Here is a 17,241-nt window from a genome sequence, read left to right as displayed (position 1 = left end):
GCCTTCAGGGCACAGGTTCCGTGTACCGATCGATCCGCAAGCGCGCGGTGTAGGCGTGGGCCATCATCCCCTCCGCCTCCGAGATGCCCGCGGCCCGCCGGGCGATCTCCACGCTGGCCTCCCGGCTCAGGCGCTGGTAGGTCACCGTCTTCAGGAACTTCCCCACCCACAGCCCTCCCGTGAAGCGGGCCGCGCGACCCGTGGGCAGGATGTGGTTGGTGCCGATGGCCTTGTCGGAGTACACCACCGTGGACTCCTCACCCAAAAAGAGCGTCCCGTAGTTCCGGAGCCGCTCCAGGTACCAGGAGGGGTCGCGGGTCTGAACCTCCAGGTGCTCCGGTGCGTACTCGTCCGCCACCGCCACCGCCTCCTCTCTGGAGTCCACCCAGATCACCTCTCCGCGGTCCCGCCACGAGACCTGGACAATCTCGCGAGTGGGCAGTTGAGGAATGAGCCGCTCCACCTCCTCCAGCACCTGCACGCCGAGAGGGCGATCCGTGGTCACCAGCACCGCCGGGGAGTCCGGACCGTGCTCCGCCTGGCCCAGGAGATCCGCGGCCACCACGTGGGGGTCCGCGCTATCGTCCGCGATGACGAGAATCTCCGTGGGGCCCGCCAGGAGATCCACGCCTACGGTCCCGAACAGCTGTCGCTTCGCCTCCACCACGTACGCGTTACCGGGGCCCACGATCATGTCCACGGGTTCGATCTCCGGGATCCCGTAGGCCATGGCCGCAAGGGCCTGTACGCCGCCCAGGCAGTAGATCTCATCCGCTCCCGCCACCGCCATGGCCACCAGGGTGGCGGGGTAGATGCCCTCCCCCCGTGGGGGGGCACATGCCACGACCCGTTCCACCCCCGCCACCTTGGGAGTGATGATGCTCATGAGGGCGGAGGCGATGAGGGGGTACCGTCCCCCTGGCACGTAGCACCCCACGGAAGCGACGGGAATGTGTCGGTGTCCCAGGATCACTCCAGGCCGTATCTCGGTCTCCAAGGGCTGCAGGGTCTCCCGTTGGAGGCGGGCAAACGCCCGGACCTGCTCCGCGGCGAACTCGATGTCTTCCAGAAGTTGGCCCGGCAGGATCCGACGGGCCCGCTGGACCTCCTCCTCCGTCACCCGGAATCGCGGAGGATCCCACCCATCGAACCGGCGGGAGTACTCCCGCACCGCCTCTTCCCCCCGCCGCCGCACGTCCTCCAGGATCCCGCGCACCGTCTCCTCCACCGTGCGTCGGTCCCCTTCCACCTTCGGCAGAGCGCGCTTCAGGTATTCCCGCACGGCCTCCTCCTCACCAAGCGACCCAGCCTCCATCCACCAGGAGCGTGTGCCCCGTAATCATGGCGGCGGCATCCGAGGCGAGATACAGGACCGCGGCCACCACGTCCTGAGGGTCCGCCAAACGGCCCAGGGGAATCCGGCGCAGCACCTCCTCCCGGAACCAGGGATCCTCTAGCATGCCCCGGGTCATGGGGGTCTCCACAAAGGTCGGCGCCACTGCGTTCACCGTCACACCATACGGCGCCCACTCTACGGCGAGCACCCGCGTGAGGTTCACGACCCCCGCCTTGCTGGCGCAGTACGCAGCCCGGAAGTAGAATCCCACGAACCCCATCTGCGAGGCCATGTTCACGATGCGGCCGTAGCGCCGTTCCACCATCCGCCGGCCCGCGGCCTGCGCCGCGAAGAACAGGCCCTTGAGGTTCGTATCCAGGACCAGGTCCCACTCCTCCTCCGTGACCTCCAGGGCGGGCCGCGGGAGGTTGATCCCCGCGTTGTTCACCAGGATGTGCAGAGGACCCAGTCGCTCCTCCGCCTCCGCCACCATACGCTGGACGTCCTGGACCCTGGTGACGTCCGCCTGCACCACCACCGCTCGTCGTCCCACCTCCTGGATCCGCCGGGCGACCCGTTCCAGGTCCGCCCCACTCCGCCCCGCTACCGCGACGTGGGCTCCCGCCTCCGCGAGGCCCACCGCGATGGCCTCCCCGAGTCCCCGGCTCGCCCCCGTCACCAGGGCCCGTTTGCCCTCCAGGGAGAACCGCGCGGTCCCTTTCGGATCCACCTTCGCGGCGCAGTCCGCTTACTGCTCCGAGATCAGGCGACCCGCCACCGCCCAGTTCTCCTGAGGGACGGGATCGAAGATCACCCAGATGTACTCCCTGGGAACCTGGGTGTGGCGGTGCACTACCTCCGTGATCTCCTCCGCCAGGGCCTTGCGGGTCTCCTTGGACTGCGGGAACGAGCTCACGCGGATAACAGGCATCTCCACCCCCTCCTTTCGTTGATTTTACTCTTCCCAGAGGGCCAAAGCGCGCACCGGGGAGCCCGACAGCCCCACGAACCGTAGGGGCAGGAACATGACGTAGAACCCCTCGTGTCGGGGGATGCGCTCGATGTTGTGCACGATCTCCGTGTGGATCACCTCCCGCTCCCCGTGCACCCTGTGGTTGGGATAGCTCAGGTCCGCGGGGTTGTCCGTGCTGGGAGCGTCCGTGCACACGTTGACCACTCCCTGATCCAGGATCCAGCGGCTGGCCTCCTCGTCGAGGCCCGGGTACTCTGTCAGGAACCGATAGGGATCTTCCCAGTACCGTGCGGCTCCCGTGTAGTACAGGAGGGTGACGCCCGGGCGGAGCTCCACCTGCGCTTCCCTCAGAGCTCGCTGCACGTCCGCAAGCCGGATGTGCTGACGGGGAGGCACCCAGCTCACATCGATCCACACTCCGGGTGTGATGAGCTGCGACAGGGGGATTCGGTCCACGGTCTTCTCCGGGCGTTGGGGGTTGAAGTGGTAGACCGCGTCCACGTGCGTGGATATGTGGTCGCACATGGCGATCCCGAACACCCCGTATCCTCCGAAGGGGGAATCCGCCGGCAGACGCAGCCTCCGGACGTCCTCGTGGGTCAGGTGCCACCACGTGGCCACCCGCATGTGGCCGGGATAGACAGGGATGTGTGGCCCGATCTCCCGGGAAAGGTCCAGCACGTGAATGCGTTTTCCGAAGAGCTCCACCACCACGTGATCCCGGTATTCCTGGTGCATGCGCTCCCTCCTGTTCCTAGACCCCCGAGACCCCCAGCAGGGACTGCACGAGCTGTGGATCCCGCTGGATGTCCTGGGGAGTGGCACACAGTCGCACCCTTCCCTGATCCACGATGTACAGCCGTTGCGCCAGCTCCATGGCCACCGTGACCATTTGCTCCACCAGCACCACCGTCACCCCGCGGGCGTGGATCTCCCGCAGGACATCCGCCAGGGCGCTCACCAGACGGGGCATCAACCCTTGGGTGGGCTCGTCCACCAGCATGACCTTGGGACGCACCACCAGGGCCCGGGCGATGGCGAGCATCTGCTGCTCCCCGCCGGAGAGGGTCCGGCCTTTCTGATGGAGCCGCTCCCGAAGTCTGGGGAACAGGGAGAAGGCATCCTCCAGCCGCGCGCTGGCCTCCCTCCCCCTTATGCCCGCGGCGTGCAGGGCGAGCCACAGGTTCTCCTCCACGGTGAGCTCCGGGAGCACCCGGCGCTCTTCGGGTACCCACGCGATCCCGCGTCGGGAGACCTCGTGTGGGGCGAACCCGGTGATCTCCTGCCCTCCCAGCAGCACCCGGCCCGTGCGTGGTGGCACGATGCCCATGATGCTCTTGAGGATGGTGGACTTGCCCGCTCCGTTGCGCCCGACTAGGGCCACGAACTCCCCCTCCGCCACCTCCAGGGAGACGCCCTGGAGCACATGGCTCTTCCCGTAGTACGCGTGAACGTCCTCCAGCCGCAGTGCCTCCCGGCTCATCCCCGGGCCCTCCCCAGGTACACCGCCTGAACCTCCTCGGACGCCTGGATCTCCTCCGGAGTCCCCTCCGCCAGGATGCGCCCGAAGTGCAGCACGGTGATCCGTTGACAGAGGTTCATGATGACGGGCATCTTGTGCTCCACGATGACGATGGTCCGCTCCCGTGCCACGTCCTGCAGGAGCTTCATGGTGCTCTGGATCTCCTCCGCGCTCATCCCTGCGGTCGGCTCGTCCAGGAGCAGAACCACCGGATCCATGGCGAGGGCCATGGCGATCTCCAGGTGCCGCTGTTCCCCGTGGGACAGCGCATAGGCGGGGAGGTCCCGCTTCCCGTACAGCCCCACCCGGGCCAGCAGGGCTTCCGCCCGCTCCAGGGTGGTCCGATCCAGATCCACCCGCTGCCAGAAGTTCCACGCCCGACCGGGTCCCTGGACCACCACCCGGACGTTCTCCAGGCAGGTGAGGTTCGGGAACACCTGCGTGATCTGAAAGGACTTCACAATACCGCTTCGCGCCAGCTGGTACATGGACCGGCCCGTTATGTCCTGGCCCCGGTAGAGGATCCTCCCCGCGCTCGGCCGGATCTCTCCCGCCATCAAGCGGAGGAGGGTACTCTTGCCGGCCCCGTTCGGTCCGATGATCCCCCGGATCTCCCCGGGCCACAAGGCTAGGCTCACCTCGTCCACCGCGGCCAGGGATCCGAACCGCCGGGTCAGCCGCTCCGTTGCGAGCACCGGTGCCGTCATCCCTCCACCCCTCCTGGAACCGCACGCCACCGCAGCCGGGCCTGCAGCCGCTCCACAGTCCCCCAGATCCCGTGCGGGAACACCAGGACGCACACAATGAACAGCAGCCCCACAAAAAAGGGCCATCGGTCCACGATGGCGGGAATGGCGCTGAGGACGTCCTGCAGCCCCACGAAGGCTAGGGCTCCCACGAGGGGTCCCAGCAGCGTCCCCGCTCCTCCCAGGATGGTGATCAGAACCGCGTAACCGGAAGTGGTCCAGTGCAGGCTGTTGAGGCCCACGAACTTCAGGAGGTACACGTTCAGGGCCCCCGCGGCGCTGCTCAGGGCCGCGGAGAGCACAAAGGCCCACAGCTTCAGACGAAAGGTGTCGTAGCCCACGGCCTCCGCCCGGAGCTCGTTCTCCCGGATGGCCTGCAGGGCGCTGCCAAAGGGGGAGCGGAGCAACCTCCGGAAGCCTAGGAACCCCGCGAAGGTCAGCGTGGCGATGAGGACGTAGACGTCCCGGGAGCTCTCCAGCGGGAACGTCCACGGTCCCAGTTGCAGGTAGGCCGTGGGGATCCCACGCAGACCGTCATCACCCCCCGTCAGCTCCCGCCACTGGTGCGCGATGAAGTACAGAAGCTGCCCGAAGGCCAGGGTCATGAGGGAGAAGTAGTCCCCCCGCCGGCGGAGACAGAAAAACCCCACCACCGCTCCCGCCACCGCACCGACGACGACGGCGGCGGGGAGGGTCCACAGCACGTTCGCGGTGATCCTCCGGGCCAGCAGCCCCGCGGTGTAGCCTCCCAGTCCGAAGAAGGCCGCGTGCCCGAAGGACAGTAGCCCCGTGTACCCAAAGAGCAGGTTGTAACCCAGGCTGAACAGGGCGTATACGAGGATCTGGGCTGCCAGGGCCTCGTAGGGGAGCCCCACGGGAAGGAGGACGAGGAAGGCGACCAGGGCCGCGGGAAAGGCCAGGGCCTGCAGGGGCCGGCGGGTCATGAGCAATTCAGACGGGACCTTCAGCTCCATGCCTACCCCTCACTCCGTGCCGAACAGACCCTGGGGCCGAACCAGCAGGGTGGCGATCATGAGGAGGAAGAGGACCACGTGCGCGAACACCGGGGCCAGGAGGAAGGTGAAGCTTTGAACCACACCCACCAGCAGCCCTGCCACCACCGCGCCCAGCAGGCTCCCCATCCCTCCGATGACCACGACCACGAAGGACTCCACGAGGATATCGAGCCCCATTTCCGGGAAGACGCCCCGCAGGGGCCCCGCCAGAGTCCCTCCTAGCCCCGCCAGGGCGACCCCTGCGCCGAAGGCGCCGGCCAGCACCCGGGCGATGTCCACCCCCAGAGCCTGCGTCATCAGAGGGTCCTGGCTCGCGGCCCGGACAAAGAGCCCCATGGGCGTGCGGTGCAGCCACCACCACACGCCCAACACCGTGAGGGCTGTAGCCAGGAGCACGAACAACCGGTATTTGGGGAAGAGACTGAACCCCAGGTTCACCATGCCCGCCAGTTCCGCGGGCACCCGGAACTGAGGGCCCACGGTTCCCCACAGGATCTTGACCCCCTCGATCACGACCAGGCTGACCGCGTAGGTGGCCAGCACGCTGTAAACAAGGCCCCGGCCGTAGAGCCGCCCGATCAGTCCCCGCTCCACCAGCACGCCGAAGGCAGCCATGCTCAAGGGAGCCACGAGGAGAGCAATCCAGAAGTGTCCGGTCCAGCCGACGGCGAAGGCGGCCAGGTATGCTCCGAGCATGTAGAAGGCGCCGTGGGCGAAGTTCACAATGCGCAGGATCCCGAAAATAAGGGAAAGCCCAATGGCCACGATCACCCAGATGGCACCTACCACCACGCCCGTCACGAGCTGCAGCAACAGGGCTTGCCCGCTCACGGGGACCGCCTCGTCTCCTCCCCTAGCGGTGTCCCAGGGCCTCGCAGCTGGGGATCACGCGCTCCCCCTCCACAGTGGCGATGATGTCGAAGAGCCCATAAGGCCCCCGCGGCCGCTCCCGTCCCCGCAGGAGGAAGATGGTCTGGACGGACTGGTGGTCGCACGCGCGCCAGTACTGGGTGTCCTTGTAGTGGGCGTAGCGGCGTCCCTCCATGGCCTTTGCCACCCGGTCGCTGTCCGTGGTTCCGGTCCGCTGCACGGCCTCCAGTAGCTCCCGCACGCCGCTGTAGGCGTAGGCCGCGTAGTCCGAGGGCACCCGGTTGAAGCGCCGGCTGAACTTCGTGTTGAACTCCTTCGCCTTGGGAATCCGCTCCTGGACCTCCCACCAGTAGCTTGAGGCACACACCACGTCTCCGAGCACCTCCGGACCCGCCTCCAGGGCTGCGGCGGTAGGGATGATGGGAACCGCGATCTGCGCCCGTTGCTTGAGGCCCAGTTCCACCGCCTGCTTGGCGGAATTCACGATGTCCCTTCCGAAGTTGTTCAGCACCAGCACGTCAGGACGGGCTGCCACGATCTTCGGCAGGTATGCGGAGTAGTCCGTGGTACCGAGGGGGTGTGGATCCACCCCCACCAGGGTCGCTCCCACCTCCCCGATCACGCGGCGCCAGGCGGCGGTGTGCTCCTGTCCGTAGGCGTAGTCTGCATAGAGGATGTACACCCGCTTTCCGCGGCCCTCCCGCAGGACATACCGGGCCAGGGCGGTGGAGGTCATCCAGGGTGTGAGGGCCTCGTGGAAGGTCCACGGGCTGAAATCCGGAGGCATGACGATCTTGTCCGACTGGCTGGTGGAGACGAAGATCCGGCGGTGGCGCTTGGCCACCTCGTTCACCGCGAGCTGCACCGCGGCGGAGAGCACGCCCGCCAGGAAGTGCACCCGCTCCCGCTCGATGAGCTCCAGCGCACGCCGGGCTCCCTCATCTGGGCTGAGCCTATCGTCCCGCACGAGGAGCTCCACCTGCCGGCCCAGCACACCCCCGGCCCGGTTGAACTCCTCCACCGCCAGGGTGGCTCCCTGTACCATGTAGTTCGCCTCGTCCGCAAAGGCTCCCGTGAGCGGGGCGGGGAACCCAATGCGGATGGGCTCCCGGGGTGCCGCATGGGCGATGGAGCGCAGAGCCTCCGGGACAGCCAGGGCTGCCCCTCCTGCCAGCGCACCTCTCAGGAACTCCCGCCGTGTGATTTTCATCCGCCTCACCCTCCTTTCGTCGGTTTCTGACCCCGTATCAGCTCCGCCACCCGCGCGGGACTGAGCGGAAGGGCGGTGACTTCCGCTCCGAACGGCTTGAGGGCATCCGCCACCGCATTCGCCAGCACCGCGGGCGCACCAGCGGTCCCACTCTCCGCCATCCCCCGCAGCCCCCCCACGGTCCGCGTGGACGGGGTCGAGAGGTGGTGGATCTCCACTTCCGGCGCCTCACAGAACCCGGGAAGGAGGTAGTCCAGGAGGGTGGAGGTGAGCAGCTGCCCCTGGGCGTCGTACACGAGGTCCTCGTAGAGGGCCTGGCCCAGGCCCTGCAGGATTCCGCCCCGCAGCTGCCCGTCCACGAGCCCCGGGTTGATGATGGGGCCGCAATCCTCCACCACGACGTATTTCAAAATGTTCACGGCCCCCGTCTCGGGCTGCACCTCCACCACCATGGCCTGCGCCGTATATGCAAAGGTGGCGGGGATCTCCGGCTCCCAGTGGACCATCACCTCCAGGCCTGGCTCCATTCTAGCGGGCAGGTCCACGGCCACGAAGTAGGCGGTGTGGGCGATCTCCTCCAGCGACAGACTGCGGGCCGTGGTACCCCGCACAAAGGCACGTCCCTCCGCCAGTTCGATGTCCTCCGGCGCGGCTTCCAGCAGGTGGGCCGCGATGTGCTGGATTTTCTCCCGCAACCTCCGGGCCGCCAGCAGGGCCACGGCTCCACCCGCCACGGCCCCCCGGCTGGCCCAGGCTCCTCCGCCATATGGGGTGGTGGCGGTATCCCCCATCACCACGGTGACCCGCTCCAGGGGAACCCCGAGGGTGTCCGCGATGAGCTGCGCGAGCGCCGTGTGCAGCCCCTGCCCTTGCGTGGTGGTCCCCAAAGCCGCGATGATCCCGCCGGAGGGATCCACCCGGAGGATGCAGCCCTCCTGGGTGGCCGCCTTCAGCCCCAGCCGACCGTAGAACCCGCCTCCCCGGGCGGTGGCGTCCACAAGACAGCAGATCCCCACGCCCAGGTAGCGCCCCTGCTCCCGCAGCCGCGCCTGCTCCGCCCTCCACCTTCCGTAGTCCACGAGTTCCAGCAGCTTCTCCAGGCCCTCCAGGTACTGACCCGCGTCGTAGACGTGCCCGGTGACCGTCGCGTAGGGGAACGTGCGGATGAGGTTCCGGCGCCGGATCTCCGCGGGGTCCATCTGGAGGGCGTCCGCGGCGAGGTCCATCACCCGTTCCATGACAAAGGTACTCACGGGGATGGCCACGCCCCGGTACACGGCCACGGGTGCCTTATTGGTCATCACCACGTCCAGGGTGTAGGCGTAGTGGCGCAGATCGTACGGTCCCGGGAGCTCCCGGGCCAGCATGCTGCCCTCGATGATGGGACCCCGCCCCGCCACCGCGTAGGCGCCCGCATCGCTGATCACGTGGATCCGCATGGCCCGGAGCTTCCCCGCGGCGTCGAAGCCCGCCTCCACATCCACCACGGCTTCCCGCGCGTGCGTGTCGCCCAGCAGGCTCTCCCGTCGATCCTGCACCCACTTCACGGGCCGCCCCAAAAGCCTTGAGAGGGCGCACACCACCATCTCCTCCGGATAGATGGGCAACTTGATTCCGAAGGCTCCCCCCACGTCCGGGCTGACCACGCGGATCCGGCTCAGGGGCAAGCCCAGGATCTCGGAGAGCACTGCCCGGGCGAGGTGCACATCCTGGTGCCCCATCCACACCGTGAGGGTTTCCTCCCGCGGGTCCCAGCGAGCCAGAACTCCCCGGCCCTCCAGGGGCACCGCGGTGACCCGATTGCTGCGGAAGCGCTTCCGGACCACTACGGCACAGCCCCTGAGCTCTGCTTCGGGATTCCCCGCCTGGAAGGTCTGGTGGGAGACCACGTTGTCCGGCCACTCCTCGTACAGCCGGGGGCTGTCGGGCTTCATCGCCTCCAGCGCGTCTACCACCGGGGCAAGCGGCTCGTACTCCACCGTCACGAGCTCACACAGGTCCTCCGCCACATACCGATCCCGCGCCACCACCACGGCCACCGGTTCTCCGACCCACCGCACTTTTTCGCTAGCCAGGGGTGTGACGCGCGCCTGCCGGATAGGACCCCGCGGCATGGTCCAGTAGGGACGCAGGAGGTCCCGCAGATCCTCCCACGCATACACCCCGATCGCCTCCGGATGGCTCCGGGCGGCCTGTAGGTCGATGCGCCGAATGCGCGCATGGGCGTAAGGACTGCGGGCGAAAGCGACCTCTACCTGATCCGGAAGACTGAGGTCATCCAGGTACCGTCCCCGGCCCTCCACGAACCGACGGTCCTCCCAACGGGGGACGCGCTGGCCCACGTACCGGCCGCTAGGGAGCACGGTATGCCTCCCTCTGCGTGAGGAGCACAGCAGCGCGCTGAACGGACCGCACAATATCCACGTATCCCGTGCAGCGGCACAGGTTGCCCGCAAGAGCACGACGGATCTCGTACTCCGAGGGATTCGGATGCTCCTGCAGCAGGCGGTATGCGGAGAGGATCATGCCGGGCGTGCAGAACCCACACTGGAACCCGAACTCCTCGATGAACGCCCGCTGGACGGGGTGAAGTTCCCCGGAGGTGTTCAGCCCCTCCACCGTAAGGATCTCATATCCGTCCGCCTGCACCGCGAACATCAGGCAGGAACGCACCACCTCCCCATCCAGGAGCACGGTGCACGCGCCGCACACCCCGTGCTCGCACCCCAGATGCACGCCCGTGAACCCCAGATCGCGGCGCAGGACGTCCGCCAACAGGCGGCGCGGCTCTACCGCCAACTGGTAGGGCTTGCCGTTGACCGACAGGGCGATGGAGATACGGTCCATTACATCTCCTCTCCCACGGCCTGTTGAAGCACCCGGCGTACGAGCCAGCCTGCCAGCCGCTGGCGGTACCAGGCGGGCGCGTGGACGTCGTCGTAGCCCTCCACGGCGCAGGCGAAGGAGGCAGCCTCGGCCACCCGCTCCTCCGAGAGGGGAGCGCCCTGTAGGACCTGCTCGGCCTCGCGAAGCCTTACCGGAACGGGTCCTGCACCGCCCACCGCCACCCGGGCAGCAGCCACCCTGCCCTGCCCGTCCAGGTGGAGTACGCAGGCGGCCAGGGCTAGGGCGAACCCACCCTCGTGGCGGGTGAACTCCGCAAATCCCCAGCGGGTGGTCTCTCCGAACACGGGTACCCGGACCTCCACCAGGAGTTCCTCAGGGCGGATGCAGGTGGTGTAGGGACCCACGAACAGATCTTCGATCGGCACTTCCCGTCGGCCGTCTGTGGACTCCAGCACCACCACGGCCCCCGTGGCGAGAAGCACGCAACCGAGTTCTGCCGCGGGATCCGCATGGGCGAGACTTCCTCCCACGGTCCCGCGGTTCCGGACGGCGGGAAACCCGATGTGGGCTGCGGCCCGACTCAGGATGGGACAGGCTTCCGTTACCCTCACATCCCGCTCCACCTGCCGGTGCCGGACGAGGGCTCCCAGGATCAGCACTCCATCCCGCCGCTCCAGGGTTCCCAGCTCCGCGACGCGGTTGATGTCCACCAACACCTTGGGGCGGGCGAGCCGCAGATTCATCAGAGGCACCAAACTCTGCCCCCCCGCCAGCACCTTGGCGTCCTCCCCGTAGCGGGCAAGCGCCTCCATGGCCTCCATGCGGGTCTGCGGCCGTACGTACCGAAACGGCGCCGGTTTCATCCTCGGGTGCCGTCAACGGGGAACTACCACCGCTCCACCACGATCTTCTTCTCCGTGTAGAACTCCACCGCGTCCCGCCCCTGGCCGTGGAGGTCGCCGAAGAAGCTCTCCTTCATGCCCCCGAAGGGGTAGAAGGCGATGGGCTGGGCCACCCCCACGTTGATCCCGATGTTGCCCACCTGCGCCTCATAGCGGAACTTCCGGGCCGCGGCCCCGCTGCGGGTGAACAGGCAGGCCATGTTCCCGTACTGGCCCCGGTTCACCAGCTGAATGGCCTCGTCCAGGTCCCGCACATAGATCAGGCCCAGCACCGGTCCGAAGATCTCCGTGCGGGCAACTAGACCTTCCGGCGGGACGTCCTCCAGCACCGTGGGCCGCACGAAGAAGCCGCCCTCATATCCAGGGATCCGAGCGCCCCGTCCGTCCACCAGGATCCGGGCTCCTTCCTCCGCGCCTTTGCCGATGAGTCCCTCGATGCGCTCCTTGCTCTCCCGCCGGATCACCGGCCCCATCTCCACTCCCGGATCCAGCCCGTACCCCACCCGGCGGGAGGCGGCCAGGTCTGCGATGGCCTCCCGAAACCGCCCCTGCGCTTCGCCCACCACCACCGCCAGCGAGCTCGCCAGGCACCGCTGCCCCGCGCACCCGAAGGCGGAATCGGCCACGGCCCGGGGTACCCACTCCAGATCCGCGTCCGGGAGCACGATCACGGGGTTCTTCGCTCCACCCTGGCACTGGGCGCGCTTGCCCCCCGCGGCGGCCCGTGCGTACACATACTTCGCCACGGGGGTGGAGCCCACGAAGCTGATGGCCCGGATCAGCGGGTGATCCAGGAGGGCGTCTACCGTCTCCTTCGCCCCGTTCACCACGTTCACCACGCCCGGCGGAAGCCCTGTCTGCTCCACCAGGCGCATGAGCTTCTGCATCGTCAGCGGCGTCTTCTCAGACGGTTTCACGATAAACGTGTTGCCGCACGCGATGGCGTACGGCAAAAACCACAGGGGGATCATCCCAGGGAAGTTGAACGGGGTGATGGCGGCCACCACGCCCACGGGCTGCCGAAACATGTACTCGTCGATACCCCGGGCGATGTCCTCGTTGTTGTACCCCTGCATGAGGCTGGGGATCCCGCAGGCCACCTCCACGTTCTCGATGCCCCGCCGCAGCTCCCCTACGGCCTCCGCATACGTTTTCCCGCATTCCTCCGTGATGGTGCGGGCGAGGTCCTCCAGGTTCTCCTCCAGCAGGTGTTTCAACCGGAACAGGTATTGCACCCGCTCCGTGGGCGGAGTTCGGCGCCACTCCGCACCCGCGCGGGCCGCGGCCAGGGCCGCCCGGTCCACGTCCTCCGGGCTGCTCGTCACCACCCGCGCGATGACCTCCCCGGTGGCGGGGTTGTACACGGGCAGGACCTCCTGCCCCTGGGGCCGCTTCCACACCCCACCCACGCAGTTCAGAACCTCCTGGACCTCCACGCCCCGCATCCCGTGATCCTCCCACCCATCCTCCCCGGGGTACCTTCCCCTGGGGGGTGTTCGGATATCCGGACATTATCCGATATTTAGAACAATCGGCTTCAGTACAGCAAACCCCCTGGAATTTTGTCAACTGGCTGTTATCCCCGCGGACGGCAGACCGGAACCCGTCCTCCCAGCCGTTCGGACAGCACGGTGGCGAGGTGTCGGATTTTCCCGCCGAGATCCTGGAGGCGATCCCGCCGGGTTCTGGCCTTCACCATGCTGAAGGCGACTCCCGCGCGTACGTCTCCGGATACGCACAGGGGAGCTCCCACGCAGCACATCCCTTCCACCGTCTCCTCGTCGTCCACGGAGTATCCCCGGGCCCGGGTCGTTCGCAGCTCCTCGAGGAGTTCCTCCACCTGCCCGATGCTGCGCCGGGTGGGGCGTACCAGGGGCTGGCCGGAGAACAGGGCGCGCACCTCCTCCTCCCGGAGGGTGCTCAGAATGGCCTTTCCCGTGGCTGTGGTGTGGGCCGGAAGGCGCAGGCCGATCCGGTAGTTCACCGCGATGGGCTGGGTGCCGTTCCGGCAGGCCACGTACACCACCTCCCGTCCATCCAGCACGGAGAGCACAATGGTCTCCTCGTGTCGGGGAACCAGCTCCTCGCATACCCGGTGGAACTCCGTGCCCAGGTGGGTGGCGGCGTCGTACGCCCTGTAGAAGTCCAACACCCGCACCCCGATCCGGAAGCCCCCTCCGTCCGTGCGCTCCAGCAGGCGCTCCTGCAGGAGGGTGGTGCAGAGATCGTGTAGGCTGCTCTTGGGGATTCCCAGGATCCGCGCGAGTTCTCCCAGGGTCGGGGGGTGCGCGGCGCTGCCCACGGCCTCCAGGATCCGGATGGCCCGAAGGACGGAGGGAACGATTCCCTGGCTCCGCCGCGCGCCCCCCCGGAGCTTGACCCCTGCGGTGCTCGCCGGACTCACCGCCGACCGCCCACCAGCCCCTGCTCCCGCCACTTCTGGAACACCCGGCGGATCTGACGGGCCGCGGCGTCCAGGGCCTGCTCGGGCGTGTCGATCCCCTGGGCCACCCGGGCGAACATCACGTTGAGGATCCACGTGTTGAACACCTCGTCGATGGCCGCACTCGAGGGCCCGGGCCACCCCACGTTGTGTGCCCACTCGTATGCGGTCTCGATGGTCACCAGCTTATCCGGACGGTCTCCCGCGGCCCGGCTCACGGGATCGTTGCGCAGGTATGCGAGCCGCTTGGCCTTGGGGATGGCGTTCTCGAAGGTGGGGTAGTCGTAGGCCTGGGAAGCCTGGAACTTCCCGGGGGCCCAACCCTCCCGGGCTGCCACGTCGGGATCGTAGCTCAGGATGAGGTCGATGAGCAGCTTCTTCGCCGCCTCCCGCACGGGACGGGGCCGGTTCTTCCAGATGAAGTAAACCCCCATGACGTGCTCCAGCCCGCGGGCTCCTGCCGGTCCCTGCGGCGCCCGCTCCGTGATCAGGGTATCCCGCGCGAGGAGCACGGCCTTGCTGGTCTTGGGATCCTCTCCCCGCTTGAGGGCCTGGGCGGCCAGGGCCTGGGCGGTCCGGGTGATGGAGATGGCGTTCATGGCGATGGAGATACGGCCTGCCAGGAATTCCTCGTTGTTGGAGGCCGCGGTCCACGCGAAGACCCCCGCAAACATGGTCTCGTTGTAGAGATCCCGCACGAACTTCAGGGCGTCCAGGGTCCGCTGTCGGTAGGGCGGGACATCCAGGATCACGTTGCCGCCCTCGTCCTGCTCGCCGGTGCCCCAGGAGTAGAGGAGGCTGCGCAGCCACATCCCCGTGTCGATCTCCTGGCTCAGCCCCAGGCCCACGGGGTGGCCCATGCGTCGCAGCTCCCGCCCCACCTTGCGGACGTCGTCCCACGTCACCGGTCCCGGTGTGGAGCGCCCCAGGGCCTTACCGGAGGCTTCCCGCCACATCCACCCCCGGTAGTGCATGGGGTCCGGCACGAAGTTGTCTGAGATCCCGAAGTACCGCCGGGTCACGGGGTTGTAGGTGCTCTTCTCCGCAAGCGGGATGTACGGTCCTACCTTGCGCTTGAGCTCCTCGATGACCTCCCGGTGGGCGTCCGTGTCCACCTGCCGCTCCAGGGTGGCGGGCGGGGTGAGGTACTGGATCATGTCGTGCCCCGGATCCGCACCCGCGGCCACCCGGGCCGCCTCCCCCGCGGCAATGGCGGGGATTTCCGCCAGTCCCACGTTCTCCACCACCACCCGTACGCCGTTCTTCTCCCCCCACCGGGGCGCGAACACCTTGTTGAACCATTCGTCGTAGGGTGGAACGAAGTGTCTCCACTGCAGGATGCGCAGGGTCACGGGCTGAGCCGCGGTCTTCTCCGTAAAGATGAACGGTCCGAAACTGGCCGCGGTGAGCCCCGCGCCCACAAGCCGCAAGAACTCCCTCCGGGTCACGAGGCGCCACCTCCCCTCCGCGACCCGTACCCACCGCAGTTCCTGCCTCTCGTCCGACATGTCCTCGTGCACCCCCCTTCTCATCGGATCGCTCCCGCCGTGGTGAACCCACGCACGAACTTGTCTATCACGAAGTAGTACAGGATAGCCACGGGCACACTCGCCAGGAACGCGCTCGCCATGAGCGGCCCCCAGTCGAAGATATCCCCGCGGACCATGTCCGCGGGGACCCCCACACTCACCGTCTTGCGGGCCACGTTGGTGACGAAGGAGAGGGCGTAGACGAACTCCTGAGCGGAGATGGTAAAGCTGAAGATCACCACCGCGATGATACCCGGAACCGCGAGGGGCAGGGTGACCCGCCAGAAGGCGCCCAGTCGGCTGTACCCGTCCACCAGGGCCTGCTCCTCCAGCTCCGGAGGGATGGACTTGAAGAACCCCATCAGCAGCCAGGTGGCGAAGGGCACGGTGATGGTGGGGTAGATCAGGATGAGGGACCAGAGGGTGTTGTGCAGCCGCAGTTCACTCACCACCCGGGCGAGAGGGATGAAGAGCAGGGTGGGAGGAACCAGGTACACGAGGAACATCCCGATCCCCAGCTGCGTGCCCCACGGTCCCAAAAACCGGCTGAGGCTGTAGCCCGCGGGCAGGGCCAGCAGGAGGGTGATGGCCACCACCACCACCCCCACCAGGGCGGTGTTCACGATCCAGTTGGCATACAGGGTCTTGGTGAACACGTACTCCAGGTGCTCCAGGGTGGGAGGTTCGTTAAACCAAAAGGGGTTGTTCACGGGGTTGTAGAGGTCGGAATTCCGCTTGAAGGCGGTGATGAGCATCCAGGCAAAGGGGAAGGAGGTGAAGGTGCAGAAGGCCACCAGGATCAGGGCACGCCCGCCGACCCGCAGAGCTCTCTGCCAGTTTCCGCGCTTCCGCACTACGTCACCTCCGCCCGCCGGGCGGCTCGCAGGATGAGGACCGCCGCCACAAGGAGCACGGGGAACAGGAAGAGGGAGATGGCCGCCCCTACGCTGAGGTTTCCGCCCACGATCCCCTTGAAGAAGGCGAGGCTGCTGAGCACCTGGGTGGTGTCAAAGGGCCCGCCCCGGGTGAGCACATACACCACCGCCATGTCCGTGAAGGTGAAGATAGTGCCGAACAGAACCGCCACGCTCATGATGGGAAGCAGCAGGGGGAGCTCGATCTGGAAGAGCTTCCGCCAGAACCTCGCCCCATCCACCTCCGCCTGGTCCAGCAGGTCCCGGGGCAGGGAGGTAAGGCCAGCCAGGAGGACCACGGTGGCGAAGGGCAGCATCCGCCACACGTGCACCATCACCACGGAGAACATAGCCAGATTCGGTTTCCCAAGCCAGAAGGTGTTCTGGCCGTGGGGCAGCAATCCCAGCTGCCAGGCCACCCAGTCCAGGACGCTGAACCGGGCGTGGAGGATCCACAGCCAGCCGATGGTGGAGAGCGAGACCGGGGCCACCCAGGGGAGCAGGAGGAGAAAGAGCACGAACCCCTTGCCCCGGAACTCCGTACTCAGGGCCCGGGCGAGGACATTGGAGAGCAGGATCACCGCCCCCTGTGCGGAGAGGGTGAAGACGAAGGTGTTCTTGAGGGCCGTGCGGAAGACCCGGTCCTGGACCACCTCTGAGAAGTTCCGCAACCCGATGAAGCTCCCGTAGGGGTTCCCGGTGGTGGCGTCCGTGAGGCTCAGGTAGAGCGCATAGAGGAAGGGCAGACCTACGAGGAGGACTACGTACAGGAAGGCGGGCAAAACGAGCAGGGGCGCGAACACCCGCTCCCTCCGAAGCCAGCGGCCCCCCCGCGTGAGGAAGCTCACCCAGGGCCGGACAGCAGCAGTGGACGACCTCATCCGGCCCTCTCCGCGCCTATTCTGTAGACCCTCCTGCGCAAGGCCGCCCCTA

At 67.5% G+C, this 17,241-nt stretch carries 17 protein-coding genes; all 17 read right to left on the bottom strand.

The genetic code is table 11. The annotated features are described in order from the left end of the window. Positions 1–4: 4 nt before the first annotated feature. Positions 5–1,282, bottom strand: coding sequence for a histidinol dehydrogenase (gene hisD, locus N0A24_03245; GenBank protein ID MCS7172416.1), 1,278 nt, complete (start codon positions 1,280–1,282; stop codon positions 5–7). 10 nt (positions 1,283–1,292) lie between these two features. Next, positions 1,293–2,066, bottom strand: coding sequence for a glucose 1-dehydrogenase (locus N0A24_03240; protein MCS7172415.1), 774 nt, complete (start codon positions 2,064–2,066; stop codon positions 1,293–1,295). 18 nt (positions 2,067–2,084) lie between these two features. Further along, positions 2,085–2,267, bottom strand: a complete 183-nt coding sequence (locus N0A24_03235) for a 4-oxalocrotonate tautomerase family protein (GenBank protein MCS7172414.1) — start codon at positions 2,265–2,267, stop codon at positions 2,085–2,087. Positions 2,268–2,291: 24 nt separating this feature from the next. Then, a complete protein-coding gene (locus N0A24_03230; protein MCS7172413.1) occupies positions 2,292–3,047 on the bottom strand; it encodes a cyclase family protein in 756 nt (251 codons plus the stop codon). 16 nt (positions 3,048–3,063) lie between these two features. Beyond that, complete coding sequence (locus N0A24_03225) at positions 3,064–3,792, bottom strand: ABC transporter ATP-binding protein (GenBank protein MCS7172412.1); 729 nt, start codon at positions 3,790–3,792, stop codon at positions 3,064–3,066. Continuing rightward, a complete protein-coding gene (locus tag N0A24_03220; protein ID MCS7172411.1) occupies positions 3,789–4,538 on the bottom strand; it encodes an ABC transporter ATP-binding protein in 750 nt (249 codons plus the stop codon). The genes N0A24_03225 and N0A24_03220 overlap by 4 nt, the downstream gene beginning before the upstream one ends. Beyond that, positions 4,535–5,551 carry a branched-chain amino acid ABC transporter permease gene (locus N0A24_03215; GenBank protein MCS7172410.1) on the bottom strand — a complete coding sequence of 339 codons (1,017 nt, stop codon included), beginning with the start codon at positions 5,549–5,551 and terminating at the stop codon, positions 4,535–4,537. The genes N0A24_03220 and N0A24_03215 overlap by 4 nt, the downstream gene beginning before the upstream one ends. A 9-nt stretch (positions 5,552–5,560) precedes the next feature. Beyond that, complete coding sequence (locus N0A24_03210) at positions 5,561–6,424, bottom strand: branched-chain amino acid ABC transporter permease (GenBank protein MCS7172409.1); 864 nt, start codon at positions 6,422–6,424, stop codon at positions 5,561–5,563. 22 nt (positions 6,425–6,446) lie between these two features. Continuing rightward, entirely contained in the window at positions 6,447–7,673 is a 1,227-nt protein-coding gene (locus N0A24_03205) for an ABC transporter substrate-binding protein (GenBank protein MCS7172408.1), read from the bottom strand. 5 nt (positions 7,674–7,678) lie between these two features. Further along, complete coding sequence (locus N0A24_03200; protein MCS7172407.1) at positions 7,679–10,036, bottom strand: xanthine dehydrogenase family protein molybdopterin-binding subunit; 2,358 nt, start codon at positions 10,034–10,036, stop codon at positions 7,679–7,681. After that, positions 10,026–10,520 (bottom strand): (2Fe-2S)-binding protein, encoded by a 495-nt coding sequence (locus N0A24_03195; GenBank protein MCS7172406.1) that lies wholly within the window; start codon positions 10,518–10,520, stop codon positions 10,026–10,028. The genes N0A24_03200 and N0A24_03195 overlap by 11 nt, the downstream gene beginning before the upstream one ends. Beyond that, positions 10,520–11,383 (bottom strand): xanthine dehydrogenase family protein subunit M, encoded by an 864-nt coding sequence (locus N0A24_03190; GenBank protein MCS7172405.1) that lies wholly within the window; start codon positions 11,381–11,383, stop codon positions 10,520–10,522. Before N0A24_03190 ends, N0A24_03195 begins: the two co-directional genes overlap by 1 nt. Positions 11,384–11,406: 23 nt before the next feature. After that, on the bottom strand, positions 11,407–12,867 hold the full coding sequence (locus N0A24_03185) for a CoA-acylating methylmalonate-semialdehyde dehydrogenase (protein ID MCS7172404.1): 1,461 nt from the start codon (positions 12,865–12,867) through the stop codon (positions 11,407–11,409). Between the two features lie 131 nt (positions 12,868–12,998). Continuing rightward, positions 12,999–13,826, bottom strand: a complete 828-nt coding sequence (locus N0A24_03180) for an IclR family transcriptional regulator (protein MCS7172403.1) — start codon at positions 13,824–13,826, stop codon at positions 12,999–13,001. Then, entirely contained in the window at positions 13,823–15,397 is a 1,575-nt protein-coding gene (locus tag N0A24_03175) for an ABC transporter substrate-binding protein (protein ID MCS7172402.1), read from the bottom strand. Before N0A24_03175 ends, N0A24_03180 begins: the two co-directional genes overlap by 4 nt. Then, positions 15,394–16,248, bottom strand: a complete 855-nt coding sequence (locus tag N0A24_03170) for a carbohydrate ABC transporter permease (GenBank protein ID MCS7172401.1) — start codon at positions 16,246–16,248, stop codon at positions 15,394–15,396. Before N0A24_03170 ends, N0A24_03175 begins: the two co-directional genes overlap by 4 nt. Next, positions 16,248–17,189 carry a sugar ABC transporter permease gene (locus N0A24_03165; protein ID MCS7172400.1) on the bottom strand — a complete coding sequence of 314 codons (942 nt, stop codon included), beginning with the start codon at positions 17,187–17,189 and terminating at the stop codon, positions 16,248–16,250. The genes N0A24_03170 and N0A24_03165 overlap by 1 nt, the downstream gene beginning before the upstream one ends. Positions 17,190–17,241: the final 52 nt, after the last annotated feature.

Source organism: Armatimonadota bacterium (assembly GCA_025059775.1).
Lineage (GTDB): Bacteria > Sysuimicrobiota > Sysuimicrobiia > Sysuimicrobiales > Sysuimicrobiaceae > Sysuimicrobium.
Note: the sequence above shows the minus strand (reverse complement) of the source record. Positions and strands in the feature narration are given on the sequence as shown.

Coding starts and splice junctions, on each gene's coding strand:
- N0A24_03235 (MCS7172414.1), bottom strand. CDS start 2,267: ATGCCTGTTATCCGCGTGAGCTCGTTCCCGCAGTCCAAGGAGACCCGC.
- N0A24_03230 (MCS7172413.1), bottom strand. CDS start 3,047: ATGCACCAGGAATACCGGGATCACGTGGTGGTGGAGCTCTTCGGAAAA.
- N0A24_03225 (MCS7172412.1), bottom strand. CDS start 3,792: ATGAGCCGGGAGGCACTGCGGCTGGAGGACGTTCACGCGTACTACGGG.
- N0A24_03220 (MCS7172411.1), bottom strand. CDS start 4,538: ATGACGGCACCGGTGCTCGCAACGGAGCGGCTGACCCGGCGGTTCGGA.
- N0A24_03215 (MCS7172410.1), bottom strand. CDS start 5,551: ATGGAGCTGAAGGTCCCGTCTGAATTGCTCATGACCCGCCGGCCCCTG.
- N0A24_03205 (MCS7172408.1), bottom strand. CDS start 7,673: ATGAAAATCACACGGCGGGAGTTCCTGAGAGGTGCGCTGGCAGGAGGG.
- N0A24_03195 (MCS7172406.1), bottom strand. CDS start 10,520: ATGGACCGTATCTCCATCGCCCTGTCGGTCAACGGCAAGCCCTACCAG.
- N0A24_03190 (MCS7172405.1), bottom strand. CDS start 11,383: ATGAAACCGGCGCCGTTTCGGTACGTACGGCCGCAGACCCGCATGGAG.
- N0A24_03185 (MCS7172404.1), bottom strand. CDS start 12,867: ATGCGGGGCGTGGAGGTCCAGGAGGTTCTGAACTGCGTGGGTGGGGTG.
- N0A24_03175 (MCS7172402.1), bottom strand. CDS start 15,397: ATGAGAAGGGGGGTGCACGAGGACATGTCGGACGAGAGGCAGGAACTG.
- N0A24_03165 (MCS7172400.1), bottom strand. CDS start 17,189: ATGAGGTCGTCCACTGCTGCTGTCCGGCCCTGGGTGAGCTTCCTCACG.